Genomic DNA, 17,522 nt, shown 5'->3' on the forward strand with positions numbered 1-17,522 from the left:
CGGAGAAATTCTATGATTCAGACTCAATCCATGCTCGATGTGGCCGATAACAGCGGCGCTCGTCGCGTCATGTGCATCAAGGTACTGGGCGGTTCGCACCGCCGGTACGCTGGCATCGGCGACATCATCAAGGTGACCGTGAAGGAAGCAATTCCTCGTGGCAAGGTGAAGAAAGGTCAAGTGATGACTGCTGTTGTAGTCCGCACTCGCCACGGCGTTCGTCGTGCTGACGGCTCCATCATCCGCTTCGATGGCAACGCTGCTGTTCTGTTGAACAACAAGCAAGAGCCAATCGGCACCCGTATCTTTGGGCCAGTGACCCGTGAGCTTCGTTCTGAGAAGTTCATGAAGATCGTCTCGCTCGCCCCAGAAGTGCTGTAAGGAGATCCGACATGCAAAAGATTCGTCGTGACGACGAGATCATCGTGATCGCCGGCAAAGACAAAGGCAAGCGCGGTAAGGTGCTCAAGGTTCTCGCTGACGACCGTCTGGTCGTTGGTGGGGTCAACCTGGTGAAGCGTCATACCAAGCCTAACCCGATGTCGGGCGTACAGGGCGGTATCGTCGAGAAAGAAGCGCCTCTGCACGCTTCCAACGTCGCCATTTTCAACGGCGAAACCAACAAGGCTGACCGCGTTGGTTTCAAAGTAGAAGAAGGCAAAAAAATTCGTGTCTTCAAGTCGACCCAAAAAGCGGTTGATGCTTGAACACTGCTAGGTAGAAGACCATGGCACGACTGAAAGAGATTTACCGGAAGGAAATCGCTCCCAAGCTTAAGGAAGAACTTAAGCTGGCGAACGTGATGGAAGTTCCGCGCGTTACCAAGATCACCCTGAACATGGGTCTAGGCGAAGCGATCGGCGACAAGAAAGTCATCGAGCACGCTGTAGCCGACATCGAGAAGATCACCGGCCAGAAAGCCGTTGTGACCTTCGCTCGTAAATCCATCGCGGGCTTCAAAGTTCGTGAAGGCTGGCCGATCGGTGTCAAGGTGACCTTGCGTCGCGAAAAGATGTACGAATTCCTGGACCGCCTGCTGGCGATCTCCCTGCCTCGGGTACGCGACTTCCGCGGCCTGAATGCCAAGTCCTTCGATGGTCGTGGTAACTACAGCATGGGCGTGAAAGAGCAGATCATTTTCCCGGAAATCGATTACGACAAGATCGATGCTCTGCGCGGTCTGGACATTACCCTGACCACCACTGCACGTTCGGATGAAGAAGGTCGCGCCTTGCTGCGTGCTTTCAACTTCCCGTTCCGCAACTGATTGGAGTAGGAAAATGGCCAAGAAGAGCATGAAGAACCGTGAGCTGAAGCGTCAGCTGACGGTAGCTAAATACGCCAAGAAGCGTGCTGAGCTGAAAGCTATCATCGTTGATCTGAACGCAAGTGAAGAAGAACGCTGGAATGCTTCCGTAGCTCTGCAGAAGCAGCCACGTGACGCCAGCGCCTCGCGCATGCGTAACCGCTGCCGCCTGACTGGTCGTCCACATGGCGTATACCGCAAGTTCGGCCTCGGCCGTAACATGCTGCGCCAGGCCGCCATGCGCGGTGACGTACCAGGTCTGGTTAAAGCCAGCTGGTAAGTCGGACCGGCCTGGTGCCGGCGGAAAATTGAGCAATCAACCGACCGCCGGTGTCATGGCGATTGAATCAAGCCCCTTATGGGGCTTGATTCATTTCTGGCGTACGTCTAGAATTGCCGGCTCGCCTGAGCCCGGGTTTTTGGACCGGATCACACGCTCGGCGACGTTGTAGCCGCAAGGCTAATTATTTTTGTATCAGGAGCGTCTAGCCCATGAGTATGCAGGACCCGTTAGCGGACATGCTAACTCGAATCCGTAATGCCCAGATGGCTGAAAAGTCCGTCGTAAGCATGCCATCTTCCACGTTGAAGGTAGCTGTGGCCAAAGTTCTGAAGGACGAAGGTTACATCGCGGGTTTTCAGGTAAGCAGCGAAGCAAAACCGTCGCTTTCCATCGAGCTGAAATACTTCGAAGGCCGTCCGGTCATCGAGGAAGTCAAGCGCGTAAGTCGTCCAGGCCTGCGTCAGTACAAATCCGTTGAAGATCTGCCAAAAGTTCGTGGCGGTCTCGGCGTATCCATCGTCTCCACCAACAAAGGTGTGATGACGGATCGTGCTGCGCGCGCTGCCGGTGTCGGCGGCGAAGTACTTTGCACAGTGTTCTAAGGGGGGATAAGCATGTCTCGCGTCGCTAAGAACCCCGTTAAGCTGCCAGCTGGTGTCGAAGTCAAATTCGCCGGCCAACAGCTTTCGGTGAAGGGTGCCAAGGGCACTCTGGAACTGAACGTTCACTCGTCGGTTGAAATCGTTGAAGAGGCTGGCGAACTGCGTTTCGCTGCCAAGAATGGCGATCAGCAGACCCGTGCAATGGCCGGTACCACTCGCGCTTTGGTCAACAACATGGTCCAGGGCGTAAGCCAAGGCTTCGAGCGCAAGCTCCAGCTGGTCGGTGTTGGCTACAAGGCACAAGCAAAAGGCACAGTGCTGAACCTGTCGCTGGGCTTCTCTCATCCGGTGGATTACGAGTTGCCGCAAGGCATCACCGCTGAGACTCCTAGCCAGACCGATATCCTGATCAAGGGCATCGACAAGCAGCTGGTGGGTCAAGTGGCCGCTGAAATCCGCGATTTCCGTCCGCCAGAGCCTTACAAAGGCAAAGGTGTACGTTACGCAGACGAAGTCGTCCGCCGTAAAGAAGCCAAGAAGAAGTAGGGCATAGCAAATGACCGACAAAAAAGTTACTCGACTGCGTCGCGCTCGCAAAGCACGCCTGAAAATGCACGAACTCGAAGTCGTGCGTCTCTGCGTGTTCCGCTCTTCGCAGCACATCTATGCCCAGGTCATCTCGGCCGACGGCAGCAAGGTCCTGGCAAGTGCCTCGACTTTGGACAAAGAATTGCGTGATGGTGCCACTGGCAACATTGACGCGGCCACTAAGGTTGGCCAGCTGGTCGCTTCGCGTGCTAAGGCCGCTGGCGTCTCGCAGGTGGCTTTCGACCGCTCTGGCTTCAAGTACCACGGTCGCGTCAAAGCGCTGGCCGATGGTGCTCGTGAAGCTGGGCTGGAGTTCTAAGTTATGTCAAATAACGACCAAAAGCGCGACGAAGGCTACATCGAGAAGCTGGTTCAAGTTAACCGCGTTGCCAAGACCGTCAAAGGCGGCCGTATCTTCACCTTCACCGCGTTGACCGTGGTAGGTGATGGCAAGGGCCGTGTTGGCTTCGGCCGTGGCAAGTCTCGTGAAGTGCCTGCTGCCATCCAGAAAGCTATGGAAGCAGCTCGTCGCAACATGATTCAAGTGGACCTGAACGGGACCACCTTGCAGTACGCCATGAAGTCCGCCCACGGCGCTTCGAAGGTGTACATGCAGCCTGCTTCGGAAGGTACCGGTATCATCGCAGGCGGCGCAATGCGTGCCGTTCTCGAAGTCGCTGGTGTCCAGAACGTTCTGGCCAAGTGCTACGGCTCCACCAACCCCGTCAACGTGGTTCACGCTACGTTCAAGGGTCTGAAAGCCATGCAGTCCCCGTCGTCCATCGCCGCCAAGCGCGGTCTGAACGTTGAGGAGATCATCTGATCATGGCTACCGTAAAAGTTACGCTGATCAAAAGCATGACCGGCCGTATCCCTAACCACAAACTGTGCGTTAAGGGTCTGGGTCTGCGTCGCATCGGTCACACTGTAGAAGTCCAGGATACTCCCGAGAATCGCGGGATGATCAACAAGGCCTACTACATGCTTCGCGTAGAGGGTTAATCGATGAAACTCAATGATCTGAGTCCAGCTCCCGGTTCGCGTCGCGAAAAGCACCGTCCGGGTCGTGGTATCGGTAGTGGTTTGGGCAAGACCGGTGGCCGCGGCCACAAAGGTCAGACCTCCCGCTCCGGTGGCACCATCGCTCCAGGCTTTGAAGGCGGTCAACAGCCGCTGCATCGTCGCCTGCCGAAGTTCGGTTTCGTTTCCCTGAAAGCCATGGACCGCGCAGAAGTGCGTTTGTCCGAGCTGGCCAAAGTGGAAGGCGACATCGTCTCCGTGCAGTCCCTGAAGGATGCCAACGTGATCAACCAGAACGTACAGCGTGTGAAAATCATGCTGTCGGGCGAAGTGACTCGCGCTGTAACCATCCAGGGTATCGCCGCCACCAAAGGTGCGCGTGCGGCTATCGAAGCAGCTGGCGGCAAGTTCGAGGAATAAATGGCTAAGCAAGGTGCTCTCTCAGCGCTAGGCAAGGGCGGTATGTCTGAACTCTGGGCTCGTCTGCGTTTTCTGTTCCTGGCGATCATCGTCTACAGAATTGGCGCACACATCCCGGTTCCAGGTATCAACCCGGACCGACTCGCAGACCTGTTTCGACAGAATGAGGGGACCATTCTTAGCTTGTTCAACATGTTTTCCGGCGGCGCGCTGGAACGGATGAGCATCTTTGCACTGGGGATCATGCCGTACATTTCGGCATCGATCATCATGCAGCTGATGACCGCCGTGAGCCCGCAGCTGGAGCAGTTGAAGAAGGAAGGTGAAGCTGGCCGTCGCAAGATCAGCCAGTACACCCGCTATGGCACCGTCATCCTGGCCCTGGTGCAGGCGATCGGCATGTCGATCGGCCTGGCCAACCAGGGTGTGGCGTTCACTGCAAGCTTCAGCTTCTACTTCGTGGCGGTCTCCACTTTCGTGGCGGGCGCCATGTTCATGATGTGGCTGGGTGAGCAGATTACTGAGCGTGGTGTGGGTAACGGTATCTCGATGTTGATCTTCGCGGGTATCGTTGCTGGTCTTCCGAGAGCGATAGGGCAGTCTTTCGAGTCTGCACGTCAGGGCGACATCAACATCTTCGCGCTGGTTGCAATCGGTCTGCTGGCGGTAGCGATTATCGGTTTCGTGGTGTTCATCGAGCGTGGTCAGCGGCGAATCGCCGTTCACTATGCCAAGCGTCAGCAGGGCCGCAAGGTCTTCGCTGCGCAGACGAGCCACTTGCCGCTGAAAGTGAACATGGCCGGTGTGATTCCTGCCATTTTCGCGAGCAGCATCTTGCTGTTCCCGGCTTCGCTGGGCTCCTGGTTCGGTCAGTCCGAAGGTATGGGCTGGTTGCAGGACGTCTCGCAGTCGATCGCTCCTGGTCAGCCGTTGAACATTCTGCTGTTTAGTGCAGGGATCATTTTCTTCTGCTTCTTCTATACGGCGTTGATGTTCAATCCGAAAGACGTAGCGGAAAACCTGAAGAAGTCCGGTGCCTTTATTCCGGGTATTCGTCCGGGCGAACAGTCGGCGCGCTACATTGATGGCGTTCTGACTCGTTTGACCATGTTCGGTGCCCTGTACATGATGTGCGTCTGCTTGCTTCCACAGTTTCTGGTGGTGGCTGCAAACGTTCCGTTCTACCTTGGCGGGACCTCGTTGCTGATTGTGGTAGTGGTTGTGATGGACTTTATGTCCCAAGTACAATCGCACCTCGTTTCGCACCAGTACGAATCCCTGATGAAGAAAGCCAACCTGAAAGGCTACGGTGGCAGCGGTCTGCTGCGCTGACAGTCCCTTAAGGTTCGAGGAGTTGGCAATGAAAGTTCGTGCATCGGTGAAAAAGCTGTGCCGTAACTGCAAAATCATTCGTCGCGAAGGCGTCGTTCGAGTCATTTGCAGCGCAGAGCCGCGTCACAAACAGCGCCAAGGCTGACTGTGATGTGCTACAAGCCCGGCAGCTAGTGCGCTGCCGGGTTGATTATTTGTTATTACAGCGATATTATCTCGCGCCCTATTTCTTGGCTTCCGGGGCGTAGGTAGCTGTCAATTGGAGTCCCACTGAATGGCCCGTATTGCAGGCGTCAACATTCCAGATAACAAGCACACTGTTATCTCGCTGACCTACATCTATGGTGTTGGTCGCACTACTGCACAGAAAATCTGTGCAGACACTGGGGTCAACCCAGCCGCAAAGATCAAGGATCTGAGCGACGAGCAGATTGAACAGCTGCGTGGCGAAGTGGCGAAGTTCACCACCGAAGGTGATCTGCGCCGCGAAATCAACATGAAAATCAAGCGCTTGATGGATCTGGGCTGCTACCGCGGTCTTCGTCATCGTCGTGGTCTGCCAGTACGCGGTCAGCGTACCAAGACCAACGCGCGTACCCGTAAAGGTCCGCGTAAGCCGATCCGCAAGTAATCGCACCAGCGAATCGACAGGAATCTAGTCATGGCAAAACCTGCTGCTCGTCCTCGTAAGAAAGTCAAAAAGACAGTGGTTGATGGCATCGCCCACATCCACGCGTCTTTCAACAACACCATCGTGACCATTACCGATCGTCAAGGTAACGCCCTGTCCTGGGCTACTTCCGGCGGTTCGGGTTTCCGCGGTTCTCGCAAGTCCACCCCGTTCGCTGCCCAGGTGGCTGCTGAGCGTGCTGGTCAAGCTGCGCTGGAATATGGCCTGAAGAACCTCGACGTCAACGTCAAGGGTCCAGGTCCAGGTCGTGAGTCCGCTGTCCGTGCATTGAACGGCTGTGGCTATAAGATCGCCAGCATCACCGACGTGACGCCAATCCCGCATAACGGGTGCCGTCCGCCGAAGAAGCGCCGCGTGTAATTCAGGAGACGATAGATAATGGCTCGTTACATTGGTCCAAAATGCAAACTGGCTCGTCGTGAAGGCACTGACCTGTTCCTGAAAAGCGGCGTTCGCGCCCTGGAATCGAAGTGCAATATCGAAGCAGCCCCAGGTATCCACGGTCAGCGCCGTGGCCGCCAGTCCGACTACGGCACCCAGCTGCGTGAAAAGCAGAAAGTCCGTCGTATCTATGGCGTTCTCGAGCGTCAGTTCAGCGGTTACTACAAGGAAGCTGCCGGCAAGAAAGGCGCAACCGGTGAGAACCTGCTGCAACTGCTCGAATGCCGTCTGGACAACGTCGTATACCGTATGGGCTTCGGCTCGACTCGTGCCGAATCCCGTCAGTTGGTATCGCACAAGTCCGTCAGCGTCAACGGCAAGACCGTTAACGTTCCGTCCTACCAGGTTCGTGCTGGTGACGTGGTCGCGATTCGCGAGAAAGCAAAAAACCAGCTTCGCATTGTCCAAGCTCTCGATCTGTGTGCCCAACGTGGCCGCGTAGAATGGGTAGAAGTAGACACTGAGAAGAAGTCGGGCGTTTTCAAGAACGTTCCTGCTCGCAGTGATCTGTCCGCCGACATCAACGAAAGCCTGATTGTCGAGCTCTACTCCAAGTAAGGGCTAGAAAATAGGTGCATCCATGCAGATTTCGGTAAATGAGTTCCTGACGCCCCGCCACATTGATGTGCAGGTCGTCAGTCCAACCCGCGCCAAAATCACTCTCGAGCCTCTCGAGCGTGGTTTCGGCCATACCCTGGGCAACGCGCTGCGACGCATCCTGTTGTCCTCAATGCCCGGCTGCGCAGTAGTCGAGGCCGAGATTGACGGTGTACTCCACGAGTACAGCGCCATCGAAGGTGTACAGGAAGACGTCATTGAAATCCTGTTGAACCTGAAAGGCCTGGCTATCAAGCTGCACGGTCGTGACGAAGTTACGCTGACCTTGTCGAAAAAGGGTTCGGGGGGGTGGTTACCGCTGCCGATATTCAGCTGGATCATGATGTCGAGATCGTTAATCCCGATCACGTAATCGCTAACCTGGCGTCTAACGGCGCCCTGAACATGAAGCTCGTCGTAGCTCGTGGTCGTGGTTATGAACCGGCCGACTCGCGTCAAAGCGATGAAGACGAAAGCCGCAGCATTGGTCGCTTGCAGCTCGATTCTTCGTTCAGCCCGGTACGCCGTATCGCATACGTGGTGGAAAACGCCCGTGTCGAGCAGCGCACCAACCTGGACAAGCTGGTTATTGATCTGGAAACCAACGGTACCCTGGATCCTGAAGAGGCTATCCGTCGCGCTGCAACCATCCTGCAACAGCAGTTGGCTGCGTTCGTCGATCTCAAAGGTGACAGCGAGCCTGTGGTAATCGAGCAAGAAGACGAGATCGATCCGATCCTGCTTCGCCCGGTTGACGATCTGGAACTGACTGTACGTTCGGCTAACTGCCTTAAGGCGGAAAACATTTACTACATCGGCGACCTGATTCAGCGTACCGAAGTAGAACTGTTGAAGACTCCGAACCTGGGCAAGAAATCCTTGACTGAAATCAAGGACGTTCTGGCCTCCCGCGGTCTGTCCCTCGGCATGCGCCTCGACAACTGGCCGCCTGCAAGTCTTAAGAAGGACGACAAGGCGACTGCCTGATCGTCGTAATCACCGAACGTAGTGTTTGGTAAGGAATGAACCATGCGTCATCGTAAAAGTGGACGTCACCTGAGCCGTACCAGCTCGCACCGCAAGGCCATGTTTCAGAACATGGCGGTGTCGCTGTTCGAGCACGAGCTGATCAAGACTACCCTGCCAAAAGCCAAGGAACTGCGCCGCGTTGCCGAGCCGCTGATCACTCTGGCCAAGGTAGACAGCGTTGCAAACCGTCGTCTCGCTTTCGACCGTACTCGCTCGAAAGAAATGGTCGGTAAGCTGTTCAACGATCTGGGCAAGCGCTATGCAACCCGTCAGGGCGGCTACCTGCGTATCCTCAAGTGCGGCTTCCGCGCTGGCGATAACGCACCTATGGCGTACGTCGAGCTGGTTGATCGTCCTGTCGGTGGCTCGGTTGAAGCTGCCGAATAAGACGAAAAGTCTGTTCTGAAAAACCGGGCCCTGGCCCGGTTTTTTTATGCCTGCTCGTTAGCCAAAATCTATCGGCTAAAGATAATTTCCCGATTAGTGCTATGGATAGGATTCTCGGATACTTGCTTCAAGCCGCTCAAGTCGGCACCTACACAGCAAGCCAGACCAAGGAACATCGTCCATGAGCCAGAGCAAGATCCTCACCACTGCCAGCGGCGCACCTGTCGCCGACAACCAGAATTCCCGCTCGGCGGGACCTCGTGGTCCCTTGTTGCTGGACGATTTCCATCTGATTGAAAAACTCGCGCACTTCAACCGCGAGAACATTCCAGAACGTCGCGTGCATGCCAAAGGTTCGGGCGCGTACGGTACCTTTACCGTCACTCGGGACATCACTGAATACTCCAGCGCCAAGCTGTTCAGCGCGGTAGGCAAGCAGACCGAAACCTTCTTGCGGTTCTCTACCGTGGGTGGCGAGCGTGGTTCGGCGGATACCGAGCGCGACCCGCGTGGTTTCGCGCTCAAGTTCTACACCGAGGAAGGCAACTGGGACATCGTAGGCAATAACACGCCGGTGTTCTTCATTCGCGATCCGATGAAGTTTCCAGACTTTATCCACACTCAGAAGCGCTTGCCTCAGAGCAATCTGAAAAGCGCGCAGATGATGTGGGACTTCTGGTCGCATTCGCCTGAGTCGTTGCATCAGGTCACTATCCTGTTCTCGGATCGGGGTATTCCTGATGGCTATCGTCACATGCACGGCTTTGGTAGCCATACCTATAGCCTGATCAACGCCAAGGGCGAGCGGCACTGGGTCAAGTGGCATTACAAGACGGCTCAGGGCATCAAGAACCTGGCACCTGCCGACGCTGCCCGTATTGCCGGCACCGATCCGGATTACGCTCAACGCGATCTGTTCGATGCGATCGAGCGTGGGGACTACCCCAAGTGGCGCGTATGCATGCAGATCATGAGCGAGGACCAGGCGAACCGTCATCACGAGAATCCCTTCGACGTGACCAAGACCTGGTCGCAGAAGGAGTTCCCGTTGATCGAAGTGGGCATGCTGGAACTGAACCGTAATCCGCTGAACTACTTTGCCGAAGTTGAGCAAGCGACCTTTGGCCCGAGCAACATGGTGCCCGGTGTAGGGCTGTCACCTGACCGCATGCTGCAGGGTCGTGTGTTCGCTTACGCCGATGCCCACCGCTATCGCGTCGGGACCAATCACCAGCAACTGCCGGTGAACGCGCCGCGCAGCCCGGTTCATTCGTACCAGCGAGACGGCTCCATGGCGTTTGGCAGCAATGGCGGTGCAGCACCCAACTACGAGCCGAACAGCTATGCAGATGCGCCCAAGCAAGCGCCTCAGTACCGCGAACCTGCCTTGGCCTTGCATGGCGATGCGGATCGCTTCGATCATCGCGTGGACGCGGACTACTACAGCCAGGCTGGTGCTCTGTTCCGTTTGATGAGTGCCGAGCAGCAGGCGCTGCTGATCGACAACATCGCCGGTGCGATGATGGGTGTGAGCGCGGACGTGGTGGAGCGCCAACTGCAGCACTTCTACCACGCGGATGAAGCCTACGGTAATGGCATCGCCAAAGCGTTGGGCATCCAGCTCGGCTGAACCTAAGTGATAAAAAGAACCGCCCTCATTTGGGCGGTTTTTCGCTTTATTTCGTCACTTTTTCTCTGCTTTTTAGCGTATTTCTGCACTGCAGGCCGTGACGTATCCGCGACCTTGGTTCAAACTATGCCTTTCTGCTAGGAGATCTACGGCGATGCAAGGCCACCCGGACGTAATCGATTACCTCAATACTTTGCTCACTGGCGAGCTGGCTGCCCGTGACCAGTATTTCATCCACTCGCGGATGTACGAGGACTGGGGCTTCGCCAAGCTCTTCGAGCGCATCAATCATGAAATGGAAGAAGAGGCGGGTCATGCTGACGCCTTGATGCGCCGCATCCTGATGCTCGAAGGCACGCCGCGCATGCGCCCGGACGATCTCGAAGTCGGAACCGATGTGCCGAGCATGATCGCAGCCGATCTGCGTCTGGAATACAAGGTGCGCGCTGCGCTGTGCAAGGGGATCGAGTTGTGCGAGCAGCACAATGACTACGTGACCCGCGACATTCTGCGCGTGCAGTTGGCGGATACCGAGGAAGACCATACGTATTGGTTGGAAAAGCAGCAGGGACTGATCAAGTCGATTGGGCTGGAGAATTATCTGCAGTCGCAGTTTTGATTGATGCCAGGCTGTGGTTTGATTCGGCAGGTGGAATGTAGAGATCGCTGACGCGGCTTGCGTCGTTGCTACAAGGGTCTCGCCGCTGATACAGGGATTGTGTTGAGAAAAGCCCCGCTTGCGCGGGGCTTTTTGGTTTCAGGCTTTGTTGCGTTCCAGCAGGGGCTTGAGGTAGTGGCCGGTATAGGACTGCTTCATCTCGGCGACCTGCTCCGGGGTGCCGACGGCGATGATCTGGCCACCTTTGGAGCCGCCTTCCGGGCCCAGGTCGACCAGCCAGTCGGCCGTTTTGATGACGTCCAGGTTGTGTTCGATCACCACCACGGTGTTGCCGTGATCGCGCAGACGATGCAGCACGTCGAGCAATTGCTGGATGTCGGCAAAATGCAGGCCTGTGGTGGGTTCGTCGAGAATGTAGAGGGTCTTGCCCGTGTCGCGCTTGGACAATTCGCGCGACAGCTTGACCCGCTGCGCTTCGCCACCAGACAGCGTGGTCGCCGACTGGCCCAGCTTGATGTAGGAAAGGCCCACGTCCATCAGCGTTTGCAATTTGCGGGCAAGCGCCGGTACGGCGTCGAAGAATTCACGAGCTTCCTCGATGGTCATCTCGAGTGTTTCGTGGATGTTCTTGCCCTTGTACTTGATCTCCAGGGTTTCGCGGTTGTAGCGCTTGCTCTTGCAGACGTCGCACGGCACGTAGATGTCAGGCAGGAAGTGCATTTCGACCTTGATCAAGCCGTCGCCCTGACAGGCTTCACAGCGTCCGCCCTTGACGTTGAATGAGAATCGGCCCGGGCCATAGCCGCGTGAACGCGACTCGGGAACCCCGGCGAACAGTTCACGGATCGGCGTGAACAGCCCGGTGTAGGTGGCCGGGTTGGAGCGTGGGGTACGTCCGATCGGGCTTTGATCGATGTCCACGACCTTGTCCAGGTGCTGCAGGCCATTGATGCTGTCGTGTGCAGACGCTTCCAGCGTGGTTGCGCCGTTCAGGGCAGTTGCACTGAGGGGGAACAAGGTGTTGTTGATCAGCGTCGACTTGCCCGAGCCGGACACGCCGGTCACGCAGGTGAGCAGGCCGATCGGGATCTCCAGATCGACGTTGCGCAAGTTGTTGCCGCGGGCGCCCTTGAGGGTCAGGGCGAGCTTCTTGTTGCGCGGCGTGCGCTTGGCAGGCACGGCTATCTTCACGCGGCCGGACAGGTACTTGCCCGTCAGTGAGTCAGGATGGTCCATGACCTCCTGCGCGGTGCCCTGGGCGACGATGTGGCCACCGTGGACGCCGGCGCCTGGGCCGATATCGACCACGTAGTCGGCGAGGCGAATGGCATCTTCGTCATGCTCGACGACAATCACGGTGTTGCCGATGTCGCGCAAGTGCTTGAGGGTACCCAGCAGGCGGTCGTTGTCGCGTTGGTGCAAGCCGATGGAGGGCTCGTCGAGGATGTACATGACGCCCACCAGGCCCGCGCCGATCTGGCTGGCCAGGCGGATGCGCTGGGCCTCGCCGCCGGACAGGGTGTCGGCGCTGCGGTCCAGGGTCAGGTAGTCCAGGCCTACGTTGACGAGGAACTGCAGGCGCTCGCGGATTTCCTTGAGGATCTTGTCGGCGATTTCACCCTTGCGACCGGTCAGACTAAGGCTGCCGAAATAATCAGTGGCATCGCCGATCGGCAGACCCGTGACGGCAGGCAGGGTTTTTTCGCCCACCCATACGTGACGTGCCTCGCGGCGCAGGCGAGTACCACGGCAGTCGGGGCAAGGCTGGGTGCTGAGGAATTTGGCGAGCTCTTCACGCACGCTGGCCGATTCGGTTTCGCGGTAGCGGCGCTCGAGGTTGGGCACGATGCCCTCGAAGGAGTGCGAACGCTTGACGATATCGCCCCGGTCATTCAGGTAGCGGAAGTCGACATTATGGGTGCCGCTACCGGTGAGAATGACTTTCTGCTGGTCGGCCGGCAGTTCATTGAACGGCACGTCCAGGCTGAATTGGTAATGGCTGGCGAGCGAGCCGAGCATCTGGAAATAGTAGACGTTACGCCTATCCCAGCCGCGGATCGCGCCCTCGGCCAGGGTCAGCTCGCCGTTTACCAGACGCTTGTTGTCGAAGAACTGCTTCACGCCCAGGCCATCGCAGGTCGGGCAGGCACCGGCCGGGTTGTTGAAGGAGAACAGCTTGGGCTCCAGCTCGCTGATCGCATGTCCGCAGATCGGGCAGGCGAAACGTGCGGAGAAGATGATCTCTTCGAACGCGTCGTCATCCATCGAGGCGACCAGAGCGATGCCATCGGCCAGCTTCAGGGCTGTTTCGAACGATTCGGCCAGGCGTTGCTGCAAGTCGGAACGGACCTTGAAGCGGTCCACGACGACTTCGATGGTGTGCTTCTTCTGCTTGTCGAGCTTGGGCAGTTCGTCCATCTCGTAGAGCTTGCCGTTGATGCGCGCGCGGACGAAGCCCTGGGCGCGCAGCTCTTCGAAAATGGCCAGGTGTTCGCCCTTGCGCTCACGGATGACCGGGGCCAGCAGCATCAGCCGCGCGCCTTCGGGCTGGGCCAGGACCAGGTCGACCATCTGGCTGACGGTCTGGGCTTCCAGTGGAATGTCGTGATCCGGGCAGCGCGGCGTCCCTACGCGGGCGTACAGCAGGCGCAGGTAGTCGTAGATCTCGGTGATGGTGCCGACGGTGGAGCGGGGGTTGTGCGATGTCGACTTCTGTTCGATGGAGATGGCCGGCGACAGACCTTCGATGGTGTCGACGTCGGGCTTTTCCATCATCGACAGGAACTGGCGGGCATAGGCCGACAGCGATTCGACGTAGCGGCGTTGGCCTTCGGCGTAGAGGGTGTCGAAAGCCAGGGAGGATTTGCCTGAACCCGACAGCCCGGTGATGACGATCAGTTTGTCACGGGGCAGGGTCAGGTCGATGTTTTTCAAATTGTGGGTTCGAGCCCCACGTACCAGAATCTTGTCCAAGGCGGCCTCGCGCGGCGGGCGTAAACAGGTGAGTATACGGGGCTTGTCAATGGCACCGCACGGTGCGTGCGCGCAAAGATGAAGAAGGCGCGTCATAGCGTCGCCATCTGTGCCGTTAATGGGTGGGACTGGTAGAATCGTCACCGGTTCACACGAGGTTTATCCATGCACGATCCCCACAGCGAACGCATGAGCAGCGGTGAAACCCGCGCAGCCAGCGGGTTGGCCCTGGTGTTCGCTTTCCGCATGCTGGGCATGTTCATGGTCCTGCCGGTACTGGCGACCTATGGCATGGACCTGGCAGGTGCCACCCCGGCCTTGATCGGTCTGGCGATCGGCGCCTATGGCTTGACCCAGGCCTTCCTGCAAATCCCTTTCGGGGTCATTTCCGACCGCATCGGCCGTCGCCCGGTGATCTACGGCGGCCTGGTGATCTTCGCCATCGGCAGCGTGGTCGCGGCCCAGGCCGATTCCATCTGGGGGGTGATCGCCGGACGCATCCTGCAGGGTGCCGGCGCGATATCGGCGGCGGTCATGGCTTTGCTCTCGGACCTGACTCGCGAGCAGAACCGCACCAAGGCGATGGCCATGATTGGCATGAGCATTGGTGTGTCCTTCGCCGTGGCGATGGTGGTCGGGCCGCTGCTGACCCGTGCCTTCGGCCTGCATGGGCTGTTCCTGGCGACCGGTGTGCTGGCTCTGGTCGGCATCGCGCTGGTGGCCTTCGTGGTGCCCAAGGCGACTGCCCACACTCGGCATCGCGAGTCGGGCGTGGCCCGTGGCGAGATGCTGGCCACGCTCAAGCACCCCGACCTGCTGCGCCTGGATTTAGGTATCTTCGTCCTCCACTCGATCCTGATGGCCAGCTTCGTTGCGTTGCCGCTGGCGCTGGTGGAGCGCGCCGGATTGCCCAAGGAACAGCATTGGTGGGTTTACCTGACGGCGCTGGTCGTATCTTTTTTCGCAATGATTCCGTTCATCATCTACGGCGAAAAGAAGCGCAAGATGAAGCGTGTTCTACTGGGCGCGGTGGCAACCCTGATGCTGGTGGAGCTGTTCTTCTGGGCGTTCGGCGACGGTCTCAAGGCGCTGGTGATCGGTACGGTGGTGTTCTTCACCGCGTTCAACCTGCTCGAGGCGTCGCTGCCTTCGTTGATCAGCAAGGTTTCGCCGGCCGGTGGCAAGGGCACGGCCATGGGGGTGTATTCCACCAGTCAGTTCCTGGGGTCGGCCATGGGCGGCATCCTGGGTGGCTGGCTGTTCCAGCACGGTGGCCTGGGTGTGGTCTTCATCGGATGCGCGGCGCTGTGCGCCCTGTGGCTGGCCATAGCTGTTACTATGCGCGAACCACCCTACGTGACCAGTCTGCGCTTGCCGCTTTCGCCCCAAGCGATGCGCGAGACGGGATTGGCCGAGCGGTTGAAAACCGTGCCCGGTGTAACAGATGCGGTGGTGGTAGCAGAAGAAGCTGCCATCTATATCAAATTGGACAAAGAAATTTTGGATCGCACCGCCCTCGAGCGCCTGGTCAACCCAGCGCCGACAGCGTGCGAAGCCTAGGAGAACGATATGGCCCGTGGGGTTAACAAAGTCATTTTGGTCGGCACCTGTGGTCAGGATCCGGAAGTTCGCTACCTGCCCAACGGCAACGCGGTCACCAACCTGAGCCTGGCCACCAGCGAGCAGTGGACCGACAAGCAGAGCGGCCAGAAGGTCGAGCGTACCGAGTGGCACCGTGTGTCGATGTTCGGCAAGGTCGCGGAGATCGCCGGTGAGTACCTGCGCAAAGGCTCGCAGGTGTACATCGAAGGCAAGCTGCAGACCCGCGAGTGGGAAAAGGACGGTATCAAGCGGTACACCACCGAGATCATCGTCGACATGCAGGGCACCATGCAGCTGTTGGGTGGCCGTCCGCAGAACAACGACCAGCAGGGCGGTGGCGGCAACAACTACCAGCAGTCGGCACCGGCCCCACGCCAGCAGGCGCCGCGTCCACAGCAGTCGGCACCGCAGCAGCGTTCAGCTCCGCCTGCCCAGCAGCAGCCGGCGCAGCAACCGGCTCCGGACTTTGACAGCTTTGATGATGATATTCCGTTCTAAGCTGCCCGCCTGAACCGAAAAAGCCCCGCTGCCACCCGGCAGCGGGGCTTTTTGTTGCTCGCCAAAAAGCAGGCGAGCTTGCAGCTTCCAACCAGCCTTCGCAGGCTCATTTGGCGTCAGTTTTTCAGCTGTTTTTGCAGCGGCAAAATATAAATATATGCATCGCGTATTTTCTTGCCGCAGCCCCGTCGCTTCACTAAGATTTTTCGAAATTAGCGGTCCTGTTGCCCACGTGCTGTCGCCTACAGCGCAATGCCTGCAGCCGATACACCCCTTCGAACGGAATCATTCCATGGCATCAGGTCATCGCTTTCATGCGCTCGACAGTCTTCGCGGCATCTGCGCATTGGCGGTGGTGTTGTACCACCTGCATGTGGTGGGCAGCCTGACCGAGCTGGCGTTCTTTCGCAGTGCCGATCTGTTCGTCGACTTCTTCTTCGTGCTCAGCGGGTTCGTGATCACTCATGCCTATGGTGCGCGGCGCGATCTGGACCTGCGGCGGTTCTTCATTCTGCGTACGTTTCGTCTGGCGCCACTGCATGTGTGCCTGCTGGGAATGTTCATCGTCTTCGAGTTCGTGAAGTGGGGCGCGGCGCAGCAGGGGGTCAGCTTCAACAAGGAGCCGTTCACCGGTATGTATGCGCCTTCGCAGATTCTGCCTAACCTGTTGCTGATCCAGGCATGGACGCCGTTGACCGAGAACATGTCGTTCAACTACCCCTCCTGGAGCATCAGCATCGAGTACTACATGTATCTGATTTTCGCCGCAGTGGTGCTGTGCACGTCGGCGCGGCGGGTGCTGGTGTGGGCGGGGATCGTCATCGTCGCCGTGGCGATGCTGTACAGCGGGGCGGGGCCGTTTACCGCGCTGGCCTACAAGGGGCTGGCCTGCTTCTTCGCCGGTGCCTTGTGCTACAAGGTGTTCGAGGCGCTGCGCCAACGGGTGCAGCTGGGGTTTGGCGTGGCATCGCTGCTGGAAATGCTGGCGGGCGCTTTGATTGTGTGGACCTTGAGCAGCGACAGCCCGAACAAGGCCGTGCTGGCCAGCGGGCTGTTCTGCGTGACGGTGACCTTGTATGCGTTCGATGCCGGCATTGTTTCCGGCCTGCTCAGGGCGCGTCTGTTCGAGTTGCTGGGGCGGCTGTCGTACTCGATCTACCTGACCCATGTGATCATTTTGAGTGTGTTGATCCTGCTGTTCATGGTGCTGGAGAAGAAGACCGGGTTGCCGCTGGCGCCGGTGTTCGGAGATTTCCGTTACCTGGACAGCGGTTATCCGTGGCTCAACAACCTGCTCGTTAGCCTGGTATTGCTGGCCGTGATCGGAATTTCCTTCGTCACCTACCACCTGATCGAGGTCAACGGACAGAAGTGGGGGCGTCGTTTACTGGGGCAGCGATTGCCGGCGCAGGCCGTGCCGGGCTGAGGCTGTGGCGCTGCCACGAAACCCTCTTTTTGATAGCGCGTGACGTCAGCGTCAGAAAAACGCAAAATGGCTGTTCGA

22 protein-coding genes and 1 pseudogene are annotated in these 17,522 nt (G+C 58.1%); 22 read left to right on the forward strand and 1 reads right to left on the reverse strand.

Features of this window, described 5'->3' with window-relative positions:
- The first annotated feature begins 12 nt into the window (after positions 1-12).
- From rplN to bfr, 19 genes and pseudogenes are all read left to right on the forward strand, one after another.
- Positions 13-381, forward strand: a complete 369-nt coding sequence (gene rplN, locus ABMD26_RS14030; protein WP_003243907.1) for a 50S ribosomal protein L14 — start codon at positions 13-15, stop codon at positions 379-381.
- Between the two features lie 11 nt (positions 382-392).
- Positions 393-707 (forward strand): 50S ribosomal protein L24, encoded by a 315-nt coding sequence (gene rplX / locus ABMD26_RS14035; protein WP_049860773.1) that lies wholly within the window; start codon positions 393-395, stop codon positions 705-707.
- Between the two features lie 20 nt (positions 708-727).
- The gene (gene rplE / locus ABMD26_RS14040) at positions 728-1,267 is read left to right on the forward strand and encodes a 50S ribosomal protein L5 (RefSeq protein WP_049860774.1); all 540 of its coding nucleotides are present in this window, start codon (positions 728-730) and stop codon (positions 1,265-1,267) included.
- 13 nt (positions 1,268-1,280) lie between these two features.
- Positions 1,281-1,586, forward strand: coding sequence for a 30S ribosomal protein S14 (gene rpsN, locus ABMD26_RS14045; RefSeq protein WP_049860775.1), 306 nt, complete (start codon positions 1,281-1,283; stop codon positions 1,584-1,586).
- Between the two features lie 212 nt (positions 1,587-1,798).
- Positions 1,799-2,191, forward strand: a complete 393-nt coding sequence (gene rpsH, locus ABMD26_RS14050; RefSeq protein ID WP_043192534.1) for a 30S ribosomal protein S8 — start codon at positions 1,799-1,801, stop codon at positions 2,189-2,191.
- A gap of 12 nt (positions 2,192-2,203) precedes the next feature.
- Positions 2,204-2,737 carry a 50S ribosomal protein L6 gene (rplF, locus tag ABMD26_RS14055; protein ID WP_043192535.1) on the forward strand — a complete coding sequence of 178 codons (534 nt, stop codon included), beginning with the start codon at positions 2,204-2,206 and terminating at the stop codon, positions 2,735-2,737.
- A gap of 10 nt (positions 2,738-2,747) precedes the next feature.
- Positions 2,748-3,098, forward strand: coding sequence for a 50S ribosomal protein L18 (gene rplR, locus ABMD26_RS14060; protein WP_043192536.1), 351 nt, complete (start codon positions 2,748-2,750; stop codon positions 3,096-3,098).
- 3 nt (positions 3,099-3,101) lie between these two features.
- Positions 3,102-3,602 carry a 30S ribosomal protein S5 gene (rpsE, locus tag ABMD26_RS14065; protein ID WP_043192537.1) on the forward strand — a complete coding sequence of 167 codons (501 nt, stop codon included), beginning with the start codon at positions 3,102-3,104 and terminating at the stop codon, positions 3,600-3,602.
- A 2-nt stretch (positions 3,603-3,604) separates the two neighbouring features.
- The gene (rpmD, locus tag ABMD26_RS14070; RefSeq protein ID WP_003176408.1) at positions 3,605-3,781 is read left to right on the forward strand and encodes a 50S ribosomal protein L30; all 177 of its coding nucleotides are present in this window, start codon (positions 3,605-3,607) and stop codon (positions 3,779-3,781) included.
- Between the two features lie 3 nt (positions 3,782-3,784).
- Positions 3,785-4,219: a 50S ribosomal protein L15 gene (rplO, locus tag ABMD26_RS14075; protein WP_049860776.1), complete on the forward strand. Its 435-nt coding sequence runs from the start codon at positions 3,785-3,787 to the stop codon at positions 4,217-4,219.
- Positions 4,220-5,551: a preprotein translocase subunit SecY gene (gene secY / locus ABMD26_RS14080; RefSeq protein ID WP_043192540.1), complete on the forward strand. Its 1,332-nt coding sequence runs from the start codon at positions 4,220-4,222 to the stop codon at positions 5,549-5,551. It abuts the gene before it with no gap.
- Between the two features lie 28 nt (positions 5,552-5,579).
- Positions 5,580-5,696, forward strand: a complete 117-nt coding sequence (gene rpmJ, locus ABMD26_RS14085) for a 50S ribosomal protein L36 (RefSeq protein WP_002555468.1) — start codon at positions 5,580-5,582, stop codon at positions 5,694-5,696.
- 129 nt (positions 5,697-5,825) lie between these two features.
- Complete coding sequence (gene rpsM, locus ABMD26_RS14090) at positions 5,826-6,182, forward strand: 30S ribosomal protein S13 (RefSeq protein WP_008374135.1); 357 nt, start codon at positions 5,826-5,828, stop codon at positions 6,180-6,182.
- A gap of 30 nt (positions 6,183-6,212) precedes the next feature.
- Positions 6,213-6,602, forward strand: coding sequence for a 30S ribosomal protein S11 (gene rpsK / locus ABMD26_RS14095; protein ID WP_002555466.1), 390 nt, complete (start codon positions 6,213-6,215; stop codon positions 6,600-6,602).
- Positions 6,603-6,620: 18 nt separating this feature from the next.
- On the forward strand, positions 6,621-7,241 hold the full coding sequence (rpsD, locus tag ABMD26_RS14100; RefSeq protein ID WP_043192542.1) for a 30S ribosomal protein S4: 621 nt from the start codon (positions 6,621-6,623) through the stop codon (positions 7,239-7,241).
- A 22-nt stretch (positions 7,242-7,263) separates the two neighbouring features.
- A pseudogene (locus ABMD26_RS14105) lies at positions 7,264-8,267 on the forward strand (DNA-directed RNA polymerase subunit alpha).
- Between the two features lie 42 nt (positions 8,268-8,309).
- Positions 8,310-8,696 (forward strand): 50S ribosomal protein L17, encoded by a 387-nt coding sequence (gene rplQ / locus ABMD26_RS14110; RefSeq protein ID WP_043192543.1) that lies wholly within the window; start codon positions 8,310-8,312, stop codon positions 8,694-8,696.
- Between the two features lie 181 nt (positions 8,697-8,877).
- Positions 8,878-10,326: a catalase gene (locus ABMD26_RS14115; protein ID WP_043192545.1), complete on the forward strand. Its 1,449-nt coding sequence runs from the start codon at positions 8,878-8,880 to the stop codon at positions 10,324-10,326.
- Between the two features lie 154 nt (positions 10,327-10,480).
- Positions 10,481-10,945: a bacterioferritin gene (bfr, locus tag ABMD26_RS14120; protein ID WP_049860778.1), complete on the forward strand. Its 465-nt coding sequence runs from the start codon at positions 10,481-10,483 to the stop codon at positions 10,943-10,945.
- 138 nt (positions 10,946-11,083) lie between these two features.
- On the opposite strand, the gene uvrA is transcribed toward bfr, so the two are convergent.
- Positions 11,084-13,918: an excinuclease ABC subunit UvrA gene (uvrA, locus tag ABMD26_RS14125; RefSeq protein ID WP_354310321.1), complete on the reverse strand. Its 2,835-nt coding sequence runs from the start codon at positions 13,916-13,918 to the stop codon at positions 11,084-11,086.
- A gap of 165 nt (positions 13,919-14,083) precedes the next feature.
- On the opposite strand from uvrA, the gene ABMD26_RS14130 reads away from it, so the two are divergent.
- From ABMD26_RS14130 to ABMD26_RS14140, 3 genes are all read left to right on the forward strand, one after another.
- Positions 14,084-15,478, forward strand: a complete 1,395-nt coding sequence (locus ABMD26_RS14130) for an MFS transporter (protein WP_090360676.1) — start codon at positions 14,084-14,086, stop codon at positions 15,476-15,478.
- A 9-nt stretch (positions 15,479-15,487) separates the two neighbouring features.
- Positions 15,488-16,018 (forward strand): single-stranded DNA-binding protein, encoded by a 531-nt coding sequence (locus tag ABMD26_RS14135; protein ID WP_043192553.1) that lies wholly within the window; start codon positions 15,488-15,490, stop codon positions 16,016-16,018.
- 292 nt (positions 16,019-16,310) lie between these two features.
- Positions 16,311-17,444, forward strand: coding sequence for an acyltransferase family protein (locus ABMD26_RS14140; RefSeq protein WP_354310324.1), 1,134 nt, complete (start codon positions 16,311-16,313; stop codon positions 17,442-17,444).
- Positions 17,445-17,522 lie beyond the last annotated feature (78 nt).

Source organism: Pseudomonas sp. PvP001, assembly GCF_040546375.1.
Classification (GTDB): Bacteria; Pseudomonadota; Gammaproteobacteria; order Pseudomonadales; family Pseudomonadaceae; genus Aquipseudomonas; species Aquipseudomonas coleopterorum.

Excerpts from the sequence above, each read along its gene's own strand:
- rplN (WP_003243907.1), top strand. The coding sequence starts at position 13 with ATGATTCAGACTCAATCCATGCTCGATGTGGCCGATAACAGCGGCGCT.
- rplX (WP_049860773.1), top strand. The coding sequence starts at position 393 with ATGCAAAAGATTCGTCGTGACGACGAGATCATCGTGATCGCCGGCAAA.
- rplE (WP_049860774.1), top strand. The coding sequence starts at position 728 with ATGGCACGACTGAAAGAGATTTACCGGAAGGAAATCGCTCCCAAGCTT.
- rpsN (WP_049860775.1), top strand. The coding sequence starts at position 1,281 with ATGGCCAAGAAGAGCATGAAGAACCGTGAGCTGAAGCGTCAGCTGACG.
- rpsH (WP_043192534.1), top strand. The coding sequence starts at position 1,799 with ATGAGTATGCAGGACCCGTTAGCGGACATGCTAACTCGAATCCGTAAT.
- rplF (WP_043192535.1), top strand. The coding sequence starts at position 2,204 with ATGTCTCGCGTCGCTAAGAACCCCGTTAAGCTGCCAGCTGGTGTCGAA.
- rplR (WP_043192536.1), top strand. The coding sequence starts at position 2,748 with ATGACCGACAAAAAAGTTACTCGACTGCGTCGCGCTCGCAAAGCACGC.
- rpsE (WP_043192537.1), top strand. The coding sequence starts at position 3,102 with ATGTCAAATAACGACCAAAAGCGCGACGAAGGCTACATCGAGAAGCTG.
- rpmD (WP_003176408.1), top strand. The coding sequence starts at position 3,605 with ATGGCTACCGTAAAAGTTACGCTGATCAAAAGCATGACCGGCCGTATC.
- rplO (WP_049860776.1), top strand. The coding sequence starts at position 3,785 with ATGAAACTCAATGATCTGAGTCCAGCTCCCGGTTCGCGTCGCGAAAAG.
- secY (WP_043192540.1), top strand. The coding sequence starts at position 4,220 with ATGGCTAAGCAAGGTGCTCTCTCAGCGCTAGGCAAGGGCGGTATGTCT.
- rpmJ (WP_002555468.1), top strand. The coding sequence starts at position 5,580 with ATGAAAGTTCGTGCATCGGTGAAAAAGCTGTGCCGTAACTGCAAAATC.
- rpsM (WP_008374135.1), top strand. The coding sequence starts at position 5,826 with ATGGCCCGTATTGCAGGCGTCAACATTCCAGATAACAAGCACACTGTT.
- rpsK (WP_002555466.1), top strand. The coding sequence starts at position 6,213 with ATGGCAAAACCTGCTGCTCGTCCTCGTAAGAAAGTCAAAAAGACAGTG.
- rpsD (WP_043192542.1), top strand. The coding sequence starts at position 6,621 with ATGGCTCGTTACATTGGTCCAAAATGCAAACTGGCTCGTCGTGAAGGC.
- rplQ (WP_043192543.1), top strand. The coding sequence starts at position 8,310 with ATGCGTCATCGTAAAAGTGGACGTCACCTGAGCCGTACCAGCTCGCAC.
- ABMD26_RS14115 (WP_043192545.1), top strand. The coding sequence starts at position 8,878 with ATGAGCCAGAGCAAGATCCTCACCACTGCCAGCGGCGCACCTGTCGCC.
- bfr (WP_049860778.1), top strand. The coding sequence starts at position 10,481 with ATGCAAGGCCACCCGGACGTAATCGATTACCTCAATACTTTGCTCACT.
- ABMD26_RS14130 (WP_090360676.1), top strand. The coding sequence starts at position 14,084 with ATGCACGATCCCCACAGCGAACGCATGAGCAGCGGTGAAACCCGCGCA.
- ABMD26_RS14135 (WP_043192553.1), top strand. The coding sequence starts at position 15,488 with ATGGCCCGTGGGGTTAACAAAGTCATTTTGGTCGGCACCTGTGGTCAG.
- ABMD26_RS14140 (WP_354310324.1), top strand. The coding sequence starts at position 16,311 with ATGGCATCAGGTCATCGCTTTCATGCGCTCGACAGTCTTCGCGGCATC.